The organism is Solidesulfovibrio fructosivorans JJ] (genome assembly GCF_000179555.1).
GTDB lineage: Bacteria > Desulfobacterota > Desulfovibrionia > Desulfovibrionales > Desulfovibrionaceae > Solidesulfovibrio > Solidesulfovibrio fructosivorans.
In genome coordinates this window covers 159449-171214 of record NZ_AECZ01000001.1, presented here as the reverse complement: position 1 = coordinate 171214, position 11766 = coordinate 159449, and the positions used below count along the sequence as shown (strand labels likewise).

At 66.5% G+C, this 11766-nt stretch carries 11 protein-coding genes; all 11 read right to left on the bottom strand.

Annotated elements, in window-relative coordinates; translation table 11 throughout:
* Positions 1-236: 236 nt before the first annotated feature.
* The 11 genes from DESFRDRAFT_RS00815 to DESFRDRAFT_RS22455 are packed head-to-tail and all read right to left on the bottom strand — an operon-like array spanning position 237 to position 11764.
* Positions 237-509: a hypothetical protein gene (locus tag DESFRDRAFT_RS00815; protein ID WP_005990189.1), complete on the bottom strand. Its 273-nt coding sequence runs from the start codon at positions 507-509 to the stop codon at positions 237-239.
* Entirely contained in the window at positions 502-831 is a 330-nt protein-coding gene (locus tag DESFRDRAFT_RS00810; protein ID WP_005990187.1) for a hypothetical protein, read from the bottom strand. The genes DESFRDRAFT_RS00815 and DESFRDRAFT_RS00810 overlap by 8 nt, the downstream gene beginning before the upstream one ends.
* Positions 828-3002, bottom strand: a complete 2175-nt coding sequence (locus tag DESFRDRAFT_RS00805; protein ID WP_005990185.1) for a hypothetical protein — start codon at positions 3000-3002, stop codon at positions 828-830. The genes DESFRDRAFT_RS00810 and DESFRDRAFT_RS00805 overlap by 4 nt, the downstream gene beginning before the upstream one ends.
* Positions 3003-3005: 3 nt before the next feature.
* A complete protein-coding gene (locus tag DESFRDRAFT_RS00800; RefSeq protein WP_005990184.1) occupies positions 3006-3365 on the bottom strand; it encodes a hypothetical protein in 360 nt (119 codons plus the stop codon).
* A gap of 9 nt (positions 3366-3374) precedes the next feature.
* Positions 3375-3809 carry a hypothetical protein gene (locus DESFRDRAFT_RS00795; protein ID WP_005990181.1) on the bottom strand — a complete coding sequence of 145 codons (435 nt, stop codon included), beginning with the start codon at positions 3807-3809 and terminating at the stop codon, positions 3375-3377.
* 12 nt (positions 3810-3821) lie between these two features.
* On the bottom strand, positions 3822-4817 hold the full coding sequence (locus tag DESFRDRAFT_RS00790) for a hypothetical protein (RefSeq protein WP_144004872.1): 996 nt from the start codon (positions 4815-4817) through the stop codon (positions 3822-3824).
* Positions 4814-6055, bottom strand: coding sequence for a vWA domain-containing protein (locus tag DESFRDRAFT_RS00785; protein WP_005990177.1), 1242 nt, complete (start codon positions 6053-6055; stop codon positions 4814-4816). Before DESFRDRAFT_RS00785 ends, DESFRDRAFT_RS00790 begins: the two co-directional genes overlap by 4 nt.
* The gene (locus DESFRDRAFT_RS00780) at positions 6052-6924 is read right to left on the bottom strand and encodes a hypothetical protein (protein ID WP_005990175.1); all 873 of its coding nucleotides are present in this window, start codon (positions 6922-6924) and stop codon (positions 6052-6054) included. Before DESFRDRAFT_RS00780 ends, DESFRDRAFT_RS00785 begins: the two co-directional genes overlap by 4 nt.
* Positions 6924-7307: a hypothetical protein gene (locus DESFRDRAFT_RS00775; RefSeq protein WP_005990173.1), complete on the bottom strand. Its 384-nt coding sequence runs from the start codon at positions 7305-7307 to the stop codon at positions 6924-6926. Before DESFRDRAFT_RS00775 ends, DESFRDRAFT_RS00780 begins: the two co-directional genes overlap by 1 nt.
* Entirely contained in the window at positions 7304-11542 is a 4239-nt protein-coding gene (locus DESFRDRAFT_RS20565) for a tape measure protein (RefSeq protein WP_005990171.1), read from the bottom strand. The genes DESFRDRAFT_RS00775 and DESFRDRAFT_RS20565 overlap by 4 nt, the downstream gene beginning before the upstream one ends.
* The gene (locus tag DESFRDRAFT_RS22455; protein WP_043793503.1) at positions 11543-11764 is read right to left on the bottom strand and encodes a hypothetical protein; all 222 of its coding nucleotides are present in this window, start codon (positions 11762-11764) and stop codon (positions 11543-11545) included.
* Positions 11765-11766 lie beyond the last annotated feature (2 nt).

The window sequence follows — 11766 nt, the reverse complement described above, 5'->3', positions numbered from 1 at the left end:
TCATGGCAGCACGAACCGGCCGTTGCGCCACAGCACACGGCACGCTCACCAGTTGCACGATCGCGCGCGGCCGCACCCCCGATGAAACATCGAACTGGAGTCTGGCAACGCGCCAAATTGTGCGGTGTATTCGTAGCACCGCTTCCCGAAGCATGTGGTTCCCGAACAGGAGCCGGATTCCGCCATTGCTCGAGGGGATGTCCGCGCCCTTTGATGGGGAACGGCCAGTGAAGGGGCTATTTGATCCTTACCGCCCTCCCCGCCTCCCGGGCCAGCCGGCTGATCACCCGGTCGCCCTCGACAAGCACCCGGTCGCCGACCGATACGGTCACGCCGCAGTAGACCTCCGGTCGGGCGGCGGTCGCCCCGGCCGTGGACGCCGTGCCGGACGTGTCGGCCGCCACGGCCAGCTCCACCCGGCCGCCGGCCAGGATGCGGACAATGGTGGCGGCGCGACGGCGAGGGGCCGGCGCGACCACGCGGCGCAGTTGGGCCAGGGCGTTACTCAAGGGGACGCTCCACGGTCAGGGTTTGCGTCAGCGTTGCCGCGCCGGAATCGGCCACGGCAAGGGTGATTTCGATGCCGGTCACCGTGGCCCGCCAGGTTTCCGCCGCCGGGCCGTCGTCGATCTCCACCAGTTCACCGGGCAGGAGCACGCCCACGGACGACTCGGGCATGCACGTGACGTCGACCTCGGCCGCGTCCTGGCCGTACTCGTCCAGGTAATTGCGCCCGGCCTGGGTGGCCGGGGCTTCGGAGCAGGCCAGCTCCGCCGTCAATTCGTCCGGCGCGGGGGATACCCCGTCGCCGCGCGTCACCGTGAGTCTCATGCGCTTACCTCCGCCAGTTCGAGCATGACCGGGAACGCCTCGCCGAGCGCCGCCGGGACCAGCTTCCACACGTCGTAGCGCGTCCGGTAGGTGATCTCGGCCACGGAAAACCCCGCGCCGCCGGACAGCAGCACGTTCGCGCCGCCGTTGGGCGCGACGGCTCCAAGGTCCGTCCCCCACCACACGACCGCATCCACGGCCGCCACCAGCTTGTCCAGGTCCGCCGTGTCCTCGTCGTCGAAACCGACCGTCTCGGTCAGGCGCTCCATCTCGTCCACGGCAATCCGTTCCAGTGTGCCAGAGGTGGCGCGCACGGCGTAGTCCACCTCGTGGTACACGCGGAAATAGCAAGGGCTCCCGGGCGGGAACGTGTCGCGGCCGGCGTTGCGGTCGTCGTCCAGCTCCCAGGTCAGGCAGCCGTCCGCCGCCGCCCGGTTGTCCACCACCGTGACCGCGTCGTAGCCGGGCTGGGCGCTGAATGTTTCGGAGAGCGTCAACACGGCGTCGGCGGCGGTGAGCACGGCCCGGGGCGCGGCGTCCGCGTATTCGGTCACGCCGACCGGGTAGCGGTAGCGCACCGTCACGCCGCCGGCCGGATCGGGTTGCAGCATACCGCCGCAGCTTTGCGCCAACCGGGACAGCACCGAGGCCGGCGTCTCGGCGTCCGCCGTCAGCCTGCCGGCGGGCAACGTCCAGTCGCAAACCTCCCATGAGCAGGACAGCCCGGCCAGCCCGGCCAACTCGGACGCGGCCCGGCTGGCGGTCGTCTCCGGCCAGGACTGCGACAATGCGGCGGCGTAGGGTTCGCCCAGCAGGCACGAGACGGTACGGGCCGTGGCCGTCCATTCGGCGGAGGTCGCGGCGCGGTCCCGGGTCCGGCCCTCGAGGACCAGGGCGAAGGGTTGGCCCGAGACGGTCAGCGTCAGCCGGCGTCCGGGCGTGCAGTCGGCCCAGGCCTCGGCGTCGGGCAAGGTCAGGTCCACGCTCCAGGCATAGGATTCGCGGTCCCCGGTGATGTTTGCGCCGGAGAGGTCCAGGGACGAGCCGTCGTCGTCGAACACGGCCGACCAGGACGCCGGCCGAAAGATGGCCGTGTCGGCCGGGATGCCGTGGCGCGACGTCCACTGGCGGCTGGCCGGGTTGACCTCGAGCACGGCATGGCGCGCGCGAAACACCCCGGCCACCATGGACGGCACGGCATGGGCGGCGGCGAAGGACCGCCGTACCCATCCGGCCACGCTGTGCGCGGCCGCGTAATCGGCCACCACGCCCGGGGCCAGATGACGCACGGCGAGGTCCCGGCCGACCGGGATCAGCCGCTTGACCGACCATCGGCGGGACGTGCCGCGCGTGGCCACCGGGACCAGAGGCGTAGGTAGCAAGAAGGACAATGTCGCCGGACCGGCCGCGACCTCCGGAGAGGATTCCGAAAAGAAGAATACCGTGCGGCGTGGCGCGTACAACTGCCAGGGGTTGGCTCGGATCGCGTTGAGTTCTTCGATCGATAAGGCCCTGTTTGGGTAGATGAGGGCCGGCAGAAAAATGCCCCCGGCGGCTTCCCCGGGAGCGGTGCTGCAACGATTCGCAATCGTGATGCGTTGCCTGTTCGCAAAATTGGGCGAACGATTGCTCAAGCCGACGCCTTCGGTAGTGCCGGCGGCGTACCCTATCCCGTTTTTATAAAAGAAAACATCGCTGTTTTCCCTCGAAACGGCATAGCAACTCACGTCGTCTTCTACATAGAAAAAGCCGCTGACCGAATCCACGCCGCCGTAGGAAGTGTCGCCCACAGTGAATCGCAAGGCCGAGTTTGTGCCGTTGCGCTGCAAGGTTAAAGCGCCCCAGGGACTGGACCAACTCGCGTTGTGCGGGACGGAAACCAGGGCGGACGTGTTCACCAGCGCCGTTACCCTGGCAAAAAGAATGATCGTCGCGTCGAGGCCGACATTGAGCAAACCCGGGGCGAACGGAACGTATGCCCCATCGCTCGATCCGCCGGGGGAATAGATGGCGCCGTCCTCGCGCTTGACGGCCGCGCCCATGAGCGTGAGCGGCGCGCCGTTCACGCGGTCTCCGGCCGCGTCGATGAACGTCGCCAGCCCCCGCGTGAGCGGATTGCTCCAGTCTATGGGCGTCCCTAGCGGGGGACGGCATTGCCAGACGCCGGACATGGACTACACGCTCGTCAGCTCGTGGCCCAGACATTCCACGGTCACGCCCTGGCCCGTATTGCCGCCAAATCGCGCCCGAGCGTACAGGATCTCGGCCGGCAGCGAAAAAGGATAGGTGTACGCCGTCGAAGCCGTCAGCCCGGCCGTGATGGCCAGCCATTGCCGCCAGGTCGTGCCGGCGTCGTTGCTGACGTCGATGTAGGCCGTACACGCGACCGTCGGGGCCGTGCTCCCGTTGGTGATTTGCAGCGTGCCCGAGAGTCCGAGCGCTGTGGTCAGATCGATCGCGGAGCCGGTCGTGCTGGCCCCGGCCGCATTGGTCGCCGGGGCCTGAAGCGTGCGTGCGGTTTTGGTGACTGCCATGGGTGTCTCCTACGACGCGGCGATGACGAATACCGCGCTGCGCCAGTTGACGGGAAAATCCTCGGCCGAGACGTCGACCGGATTTGTGCCGAAGCCGATATGGGCCAGGAGCGGATCAGTCAGGACACCCACCGTGCCGGCGATGTAGAGCACGGCATGGCCCATGTCGCTGGCCGTCAGCGCGGCGAACACCACATTGTCGGCCGTGAGCGTCACGCCGCCCGCGCCATCCGGGGTCGCCGCCTTGCCGGAAAGCGCCTGGCCGCCGGGGCTGTAGTTGGTGCCCGCGATCTCGCTTGCCGACACGTCGGCGAAAACGGCATGGGCGACGTCAAAGGTGTAGCCGGAACCCAGCAGCGCCAGTTTGACGGTGTCCGTTTCCCAGCTCACGCCGGAGAGCAAATGTTTCAGTGCCCCGGCATAGGGCGCGACGGTGATGGCCATGCCCGCATCCTCCTAGTTGCTGCCGCCGATGGCGCGCAGGCCGAAGGCGTCGCCGGAAAACGGGGCCGCCCCGGCCGGCAGCACGGACCGCATCCAGAACGCGGCGGCCGCCGCCGTCTGGCCGAGCGTTACGATGTCCCCGGCCGCGAACGTGCCGCTCCAGACGCTGGCCGCGATGGTGAAATAGGGCCGCGTGAAATCGGCGTTGGTCGGCGCGAAGGCATTGCCAATGGTCCCGGCCCCCAACGCGCCGAGCACGTCCGAGACGGCCGAGAAAGCCGTGGCCGAGGTGAAGGTGATCGTGACCGTGTGGTCGATCCCGGCGATGGCGTCGGGCGTGATGCCGGACACGTCCACAATGCCGGCGGCCGACGTCATTGCCGTCATGGCCACGGTCGGAGCGATATCGCCGCATTGCAGCACCGAGGCGCAGCCGTCCCCGGCGGCGTAGGCATTGGCCGCCATGTCGCCGTCGGCCAGGGTGATGGTGTCCACGCCGGCCGCATGGGAAACGGTGATATTGTCATGGTATTCGTAGACGTCTTCGCTGCCGTCCGTGGCCGCGCCGGCCTGGTAGAGACACACCGTGTCGCCGTCGTGAAAATAGAGGAGGTCCGTGTCCTTGAGCGCCACGGCGAAAGTCGTGGCCCCGGCGGCCACGGCCGCCTGCAACGTCCCCGCGCCGTAGGTCGTCGGGCTGACGGAAAGGTCGGCCTGGGTGTCCGTGGCCATGCCCGCGAAAAGCGCCACCCGTTCGTCCGCAGCCGAGGGCGCGAGCAGGTGCAGGCCGGCTTGCGAATAGGTCAGGCCGTCGGCATTGGCCGCGTGCAGGAAGAACTTGCGATACATCGTGCCGCCGTTTTGCGCCTCGGCCAGGGTCCAGTCGCGCAGGAAATTGCGGTTCGCGCCCGACGTGACGGCGTGCTTGCTCATGCGGCCGCCGTTCGACGCGGTGTCGGTGACGACCGCGCTTTTGCGGATGATGATTTCGGAGGATACAAGCATCACATTTTCTCCAATTCTCGGACAAGGTTGTTCGTCAATACCGTCATAATATCTTCTAGGTCGCCTATCCACGTCATGGTAAGGAGATTATAGGGGTGTATGGTTTCGCTTGTACCCTCTCCAGTCACGTAGGTATCATAACAAGCTATAAAAAGATTCGCATTGTATTCCGCCAATTTTGCATTGACGATATCAGGAGTGGCTTCCGTTTCCGAATCCCCACCGTCCCCAGCAATGTGGTAATCAATGTCCGTTATGAGGCAAATTGCTCTCTTGTTGTATCCTGCGAACATTCCGCATGCTGTCCGGATAGCGTCCAGCTGGTTTTCCTTGCCGTCCGCGCCACCGAACCCTTCGAGACTCGATAAAAACGTTGATACAATATCGATATTGTTGGTAATATCCAATTTCCGTCGATACGGAACTTCATCTCCAAACGTCACAACACCTATGTTAAGGTACATGCTTGACGCTTCGTTCAAAAAAGCTCCAAGGGCTTCGACAACGGACTCAATGGCTCCAGACATCGACCCCGTCGTGTCTATACAGAAAACGACAGCGTAAGTGTCTTCATCTTCTCCTTCTTCTTCGCTTGTTTCATCCCGGTATGTATCGTTCCAGGCAAGCTCCATGGAAAATTCTTCCCGCAACACGCCCCAGCGCAGCAGGAAAAACCAGTAGGCCGTGTCGTCGCGGTCGTCCTCGTCGTCGGTGCAGGTGCCGGCCGGGAACCCGGCCGCCGGCTTGGCCGGGGTGGTCCAGCGCCATTCCCGGCACCAGGCCGAACGCGCGGCCGTGGCCAGGACCGACCCCGCCAGCTTCGGCGCGTTTTCCGCCGGGGCCAGGGCATTGCCCGAAAGCCGGAAGAACCGCGTCACATCCTCTCCGGGCAGGGCGACGACACTCACATCATTGCCGTCCACGACGAAACAGTGCCCCGCCGCGACCACGGTCAGGAGCCGCACCACCGGCCAGTCGAAGGATTTCAGGCCGTCCGTGCCGTCCAGGTCGAACAGGCGCGCCTCGGTCTGGCCCGGGTATTGGCGCAGCGTTCCGGCGCCGAGCCCGTCCGCGCCCTGGGTCAGGGAGTAGCCGGCCAGAGCGTCGGGGGACGCGCCCCAGAGGTAGAGCCGCACCGCCTCGCCCGGGTCCACGGTTTGCGCCGTCACCTCGATTTTGACGCCGCCGTTTTCCTGGCCGGAGGAGGAGAACGGGACCAGCATGGTTTGCACCGCGCTCATGCGTAGCCCCCGATTTTCACGCGCACTTCCCCGCCGGCCGGCGGGATGGTGATGCGGTCGTTGTCAGTGTAGCTGTCCGCGTTGGACGCCGTGTAGCCGGCCTTGGTCACCACGATGGGAAACGTTCCGGAGAGATGGCGGAACACCTTGACGAAGCCGTAGCGCTGGTCGGTCTGGCCGACGCTGACGCCGCCCAGCACCACATTCGCGCCGAGCACGGCCCCGGCCGTGCGGCGGTCGATGACCCGGATCTTGATGTCCGTGAAACAGATGGACGTGTCGTCGGGGTCCTCGGACAGGGTCAGGGAAAAGCGGTGCGTAAGCTCGCCGTCCTCCCAGAGAAAGAACCACTGCGCGCCGCGCGGATCGGCCGGCGAGGTCCAGGCCCATTCCCGGCAGTACGGCGCGCGAACGCCCACGGCATGCACCGTGCCGTAGAGTTTGGGCAGGCCGGCGGCCGGGACCAGACAGGCATAGCCGCGTCGGTGGAAAAGCCCGGTGATGTCCGCCCCGGCCGGGGCCAGTGTGGTGATGCCGCCGGCATCCGAAATGCCGTAGAGCGGCGAGAAGGCGATGACGCGCGAGACGCCGGTGACGGGGTAGTCGAACCGCTGGGCCTCATTGTCGCCCTCAAAGTCGAAATACTTGCAGGTGGTCTGCCCGGGCCAGACGTTGGGGCTCCCCGTGCCGAGGGAGGTCAGCCCGGCGTCCAGGCGCAGGCCGGTCAAAAGCGCCGGATCGGGAGCCCAGACGCGGATGGTCACGGCCTCGCCCGGGTCCACGTCCTGCTTGGGGAATTCCAGGAGCGACGTCGGGCAGTCCGTGTCCTTGCCGACACGCACCAGCATGGTTTGTTTGGCCGCGCCCATCAACAGGTCTCCAGGCGCAACGTCACGAGCTGGTAGCGGTCGTCGCCGGCCGGATCGGCCGTGTCGCGCACCTGCGCCGTTTCGACGGCCTTTTCTTCCTGGGTGCGGAAGCGGACCGAAAACGCGCGGCCGTCATGGAGCCTCAGCGTGCCGGACCAACCGGGAGTGGATGCCCAGCCATGGAGCGTGAGCAGATCGGACCGGACGATCCAGGCGTCGTCGCCGCCCAGGTCAATGGGCCGGCCGGCGGCGAGCGCCGTCTCGGACACGACCAGCCGGCCGGACAGGGTCCGCGCCGTGGCCACGGCCATGGGCAGCGCGTCGAATTCGTTTTGCCACAGGCAGTCGTCCGGCAGGGGCAGCGTGTCCAGGGTGATGCTCATTTCATGCTCCCGCCCAGGCGCCGCAACTGCCGGGCCAACGCCATGGCCGTGGCCTCGGTGGCGCGGGTCTCGAAGGTCTTGCCGCCGAGGGACAGGTTGAGGGTGGCGGTGTAACCGGAGCCGGAGGACGCACCGTCAGGGACGGCGGCGGCTGCGGCAGCGAGCGAGCCGCCCGGGACCACGCCGCCGTCGGCGAAACGCGGCAGCGCGCCGAGGAACCCCTCGAGGTCCAGGCTGTTGAGGGCGTCCAGCGCCCGCTTGGACAGGATGGAGCGCATGGCCTGGACGTTGACCATGCCTTCGCCGGGCATAACCCTGGCCAGCACGCTGTCCTGGCCGGCCACCGCGCCCGGGAGCATGGGGACCTCCCCGCCGTCCGCGAAGCGCGGCAGCTTTTCCGAAAGCGCCGCCCAGCCGCCGGCGGCGTATTTGCGGATGCGGTCCAGCACCGCCACCGGACCGCCCGAGGAAAGCCACTGCGAAAACCCGGAAATGGAATAGCCCTTTTCCTCGTCCGCATCGGCCCGGGCCCGGGCCTCCTCGATATCCAGATCCTCCATGGCCCGGTCGAAATCCTTTTTCAGGTCGTCCAGGGTGTCGGCCAGATCGGCGGCCAGATCGGCCTTGTCGGCCTCGGCCTGGTCCTTGGTCGCCTGGGTGTCGTCGGCGGCCTGGGCCTTGGCCTCGTCCGTGCCGGCGGTAAAGGTGTTTTGCGCGTCGCCAAGGTCGGCCAGGGCCTGGCCGGTGGCCTCGTCCAGGGTTGTTTTGGCCTCCGCCTTGGCCTCGCCAAGGGTGGCCACGGCATCGGTCGGAATCCGGAACCCGCCCAGGGCGTTCTGGTCGCGCAACGCGGAAACGTAGGCCTGCTTCAGCTCCTCGACCTCCGCTTCCCAATCGTCCAGGGCGTCCTGGTCCGAAACCCAGTAATGGGTGGTGGGCTTGCCGCCCATGGTGTTCGCGCCGATGGTGGTCTTGGTGTAGCCGTGCTCGATCTTGTCTTCCTTTTTCTTCTCCTGCCAGGCGGCATAAGCCTCGTCCACGGCGTCCTGGAGTTCCTGCTTCTGCTCCTCGTACTCGGATCGGGCGTCGTCCATGGCATCCTGGTAGTCGGATTGCGCGTCGGCCAGGGCTTCGTCGCTTTCCGCCTGGGCTTCCTCGATCGCTTCCTGGTAGGCGGCCTGGGCCTCCTCCCAGGCGGCTTGCAGATCGGCCAGGGTGTCGGCCAGGGTCTGGGCAATGTCGTCCAGGTCCGCCTGTTCTTGGGTCAGCAGGTCGGCGAGCTGGTCGTCATGGTCGCCCTTGGCGTCGGACACGGCCTCGTCGTAATCCTCTCGGGTGCGCTTGCGTTCCAGGGCGATGTCCGCGAGTTGCTCGTCCAGGTTGCCGCCTTTGGCAAAGCTGACGGCCGCCGCGTGGCGGATGCCGTCCAGGCGCGAGACGGCGGCCGCGCCGTGGGCGGACATGCCGGGCGCGGCGGCAAGGGGCGTGGTCGCGCCGCGAAAAGCCGCCGGCACGGACACGGCCACGGAAAGCGGCGTCGGACGTTGCGGCGTCATGGGGGTGGGCGTTTCCGGGGCCGCCGCCGTGGCCGCCTGAATCTTGCGCATCCAGTCGGGCCAGACGAATCCTCCCGTGGCAAAGGCCTGCACCCCGGCCATCCGGCCGGACTGGATGGCGTCCAGCACGCCCCGGCCGTACTTGGCCACGGCCGCCTTGCGCACCACGAACGCGCCCTCATCCAGCATGACCGGTTCGGAATCCTCGTTCCCGACGCCGGGCACCAGTCCTCGCCGAAACGGCCGGAACACGCCGCCGCCGGCCGCGAAATGGGCCACGGCCTCGCGGGCAAGCCGCATGGAATTGATGGCGTGGAGCAACGGCGCGTTTTCCCTGGCCGCGTCCTTATCGATGACCACTTCCCCGGGCATGACCATGGCCGGGACGCTACGCGCCGGGCCGCCCGTGGCGTAGGCTTCGACCTTCTTTTCGTAGACGTAATGGGTGCTGTACGTATCCTTTTCTAGCTCGGCGATGGCTTTTTGCGCCGCCGTTGTATCCGGTTCAACGGTGTGCTCGGACTCGGTCTTTTTGCCGTTGAGCGCATCCAACGCCTTGTCCACGGCCTCGGTGTCCACGTCGACCTTGAGCGACAGCGGCGACTTCTGCATGTCGGCCAGCTCGGCCTTGACCTCGGCAATCTGGTCCTTCATGGACTTGGCCGCTTCGGCCCAGGCGTCCTTGCCCTTGTCCGCCGCGTCCTTCCAGACCTGGCCGGCGTCGGCCACGCCCTTCATGGCCGTCTGCACGGCCTGGGCCTGGCCGACCACGTCCTTGCCGCTCGAAGCCGATGCCGCGTAGGCGTTTTGCGCCTCCTTGGCCAGCTTCATGGCGTTGTCGTAGCCCTCGGCCGTGCCCTTGGACGCTTCCTGCTCGGCCTGGGCCAGCTTTTCCGCCGCCACCTTGAGCTCGTCGTAGTAGGCCGCGGACTGCGTCATGGTCTGCCGTTTGAGGTCGCGCAGCTTCTCTTCCGTGGTCTTGCCGGCCTCACGGGACTCCTCGGCGTAGCGCTTTTCCTGGGCAAGCGCCTCGTCCAGGCCGGATTTCAGCGCCGACAGCCAGTCGGTGAGCGCGTCCTTCTTGGCCTTCATGAGGTCCTGTTCGACCTGCTTGCGGAGCGCCGCCTTTTGCGTTTCATTGGCGGCGGATTCGTTGACCAGCTTTTCCTGGGCAGCGGCCACGGACTTGGCCACGGCGAGCACGGCCTCGTACTTGTCCTTTTGCGCGGCCAGGCCGGCGGCGGCCGCCGCTCCCTCGGTGGTGGCCAGGGCCTTGGCTTCCTTGCCGGCCATGTCGTAGCGGTCGGCCACCTGGGACAGGTAGGCGTAACCGGCCGTGCCGGCGTCCTTGATCTCCTTGGACAACGCCTTGTACTGGTCGGCGGTCAAGCCAATCTGCCCGGCGTTGTCCTTCAGGACGATGGTGCCGGCGGCGACCTTGCGGCGGAACTCGTCCATGCTCGAAACCGACTGCCCTTGCGCGGCAATCAGCTGGTTGAGCATGTCCACGGCTATCTGATTCTGTTCGGCCGCCCGCTTTTGATAATACGCCGCGTCCTTGAGCAGCCGGTTCGTTTTGGAAATGGGGTTGTAGAGCGCGTCGAACTTGACGGCCAGGGACGTGGTCAGGTCGATGAGCTCCGGCGCGGCCAGGACAAGGCCGGCGATGCCGAGCTTGGATTTCATCAAGATCGACGTGAGTTGCCTGAGGGCCCCCGCCGCCTTGGTGATCGCCGCCACCGTGGCCAGGGCGACCAGCAGCTTGCCCCACTGCGAAATGAAATCCTTGGCCTCCTTGCCCACGGTCTTGAGGATTTCCCAAATCTTGTCGAACTGTTCGGCCGCGATCCGGCCCCACTCCTCCAGCTTGCCGGACTTTTCCAATTCGGCAAGCGCCTCGGTAAGCTCGGCCAACTTGGCCTTGATCGACTCAAACAATCCGGCGGACATGAACTGCTGGATGTCGCGGGTGGCGGCATCCATGAGGTTGGAAAGCCGACCCTCGAAGGTCGACATCTGGCTTTCCATGCCGCCTGAAAACATGCCCTCCCATATGCCGGAAAGCGCCTCGCCGATCTTTTCGGCGCTCTTGGTGACGGTCTTCTCCATCTGCTGGCCGTTTTCCATCCAGGAAAACGTCACCTGGTTGCCGACCGTGGACGCGTTGAGCCCGAATTCCTTCAAACGCTCGAACTCGCCGCGCGTGGCATCGGCGAAAGCCTCCACCGCCTGGTCCAGCTCCTTTTGCATGCCGGACGCGGCGTTGCCGATGGGTTCAAGAAGCTGCTTGGGATCGAAACCGTAGGAGGTCAGCTTGACGAAGGCGTCCGTGACCTGGGACAGTTCGTAAGGCGTGCGCTGGGCGAAGTCCTGCACCCAGGCCATGCCTTCCTGGGCGGTCTTCGACGACTTGGTGACCGTCTCGAGTTGTTTGGCAAGGCTCTCGAACTGGGCCGGGACCTGGACGAACTTGCCGGCGGTCAAGGCCGCCGACACGGCCACGGCGGCGGCATAGAGCCCGTTGAGGCGCGTGGTGACGGCGGACGCGGCGGAGTCGATTTTGGAAAAGGAGGAAGCTCCCTGGCTCCCCAGCCCGGACATGCGCGACTGGATGGACTCCAGAACCGCCGAAGCCTCGTCCTTGGCCTGAATGAGGATATCCAGGGAACCGCCCGCCATCTAGCCAACCTCCCGCAGTAAATCGTTCACGTGATCCTTGAAGGTTTCCGCCTTGCCGTGGGCGGCCAGCCGCATGTCCACGGCCCGGCCGGCCCGCTCCAGGAGCTTGTCCTTGCGCGCCGTCGCATCGGCCGCCTCCGCCGCCCGCAGGCAACGCATGAACCAGGACAATCCGTAGCCGTACACGGCCGGGCCGTGTCCGCGCCGCACAAGGCGGTCCACGG

What these genes read in the sequence shown, in the direction of transcription:
- DESFRDRAFT_RS20565 (WP_005990171.1), bottom strand. Translation starts at nt 11,542, where the DNA reads ATGGCGGGCGGTTCCCTGGATATCCTCATTCAGGCCAAGGACGAGGCT.
- DESFRDRAFT_RS00780 (WP_005990175.1), bottom strand. Translation starts at nt 6,924, where the DNA reads ATGGGCGCGGCCAAACAAACCATGCTGGTGCGTGTCGGCAAGGACACG.
- DESFRDRAFT_RS00805 (WP_005990185.1), bottom strand. Translation starts at nt 3,002, where the DNA reads ATGTCCGGCGTCTGGCAATGCCGTCCCCCGCTAGGGACGCCCATAGAC.
- DESFRDRAFT_RS00785 (WP_005990177.1), bottom strand. Translation starts at nt 6,055, where the DNA reads ATGAGCGCGGTGCAAACCATGCTGGTCCCGTTCTCCTCCTCCGGCCAG.
- DESFRDRAFT_RS00800 (WP_005990184.1), bottom strand. Translation starts at nt 3,365, where the DNA reads ATGGCAGTCACCAAAACCGCACGCACGCTTCAGGCCCCGGCGACCAAT.
- DESFRDRAFT_RS00775 (WP_005990173.1), bottom strand. Translation starts at nt 7,307, where the DNA reads ATGAGCATCACCCTGGACACGCTGCCCCTGCCGGACGACTGCCTGTGG.
- DESFRDRAFT_RS00795 (WP_005990181.1), bottom strand. Translation starts at nt 3,809, where the DNA reads ATGGCCATCACCGTCGCGCCCTATGCCGGGGCACTGAAACATTTGCTC.
- DESFRDRAFT_RS00810 (WP_005990187.1), bottom strand. Translation starts at nt 831, where the DNA reads ATGAGACTCACGGTGACGCGCGGCGACGGGGTATCCCCCGCGCCGGAC.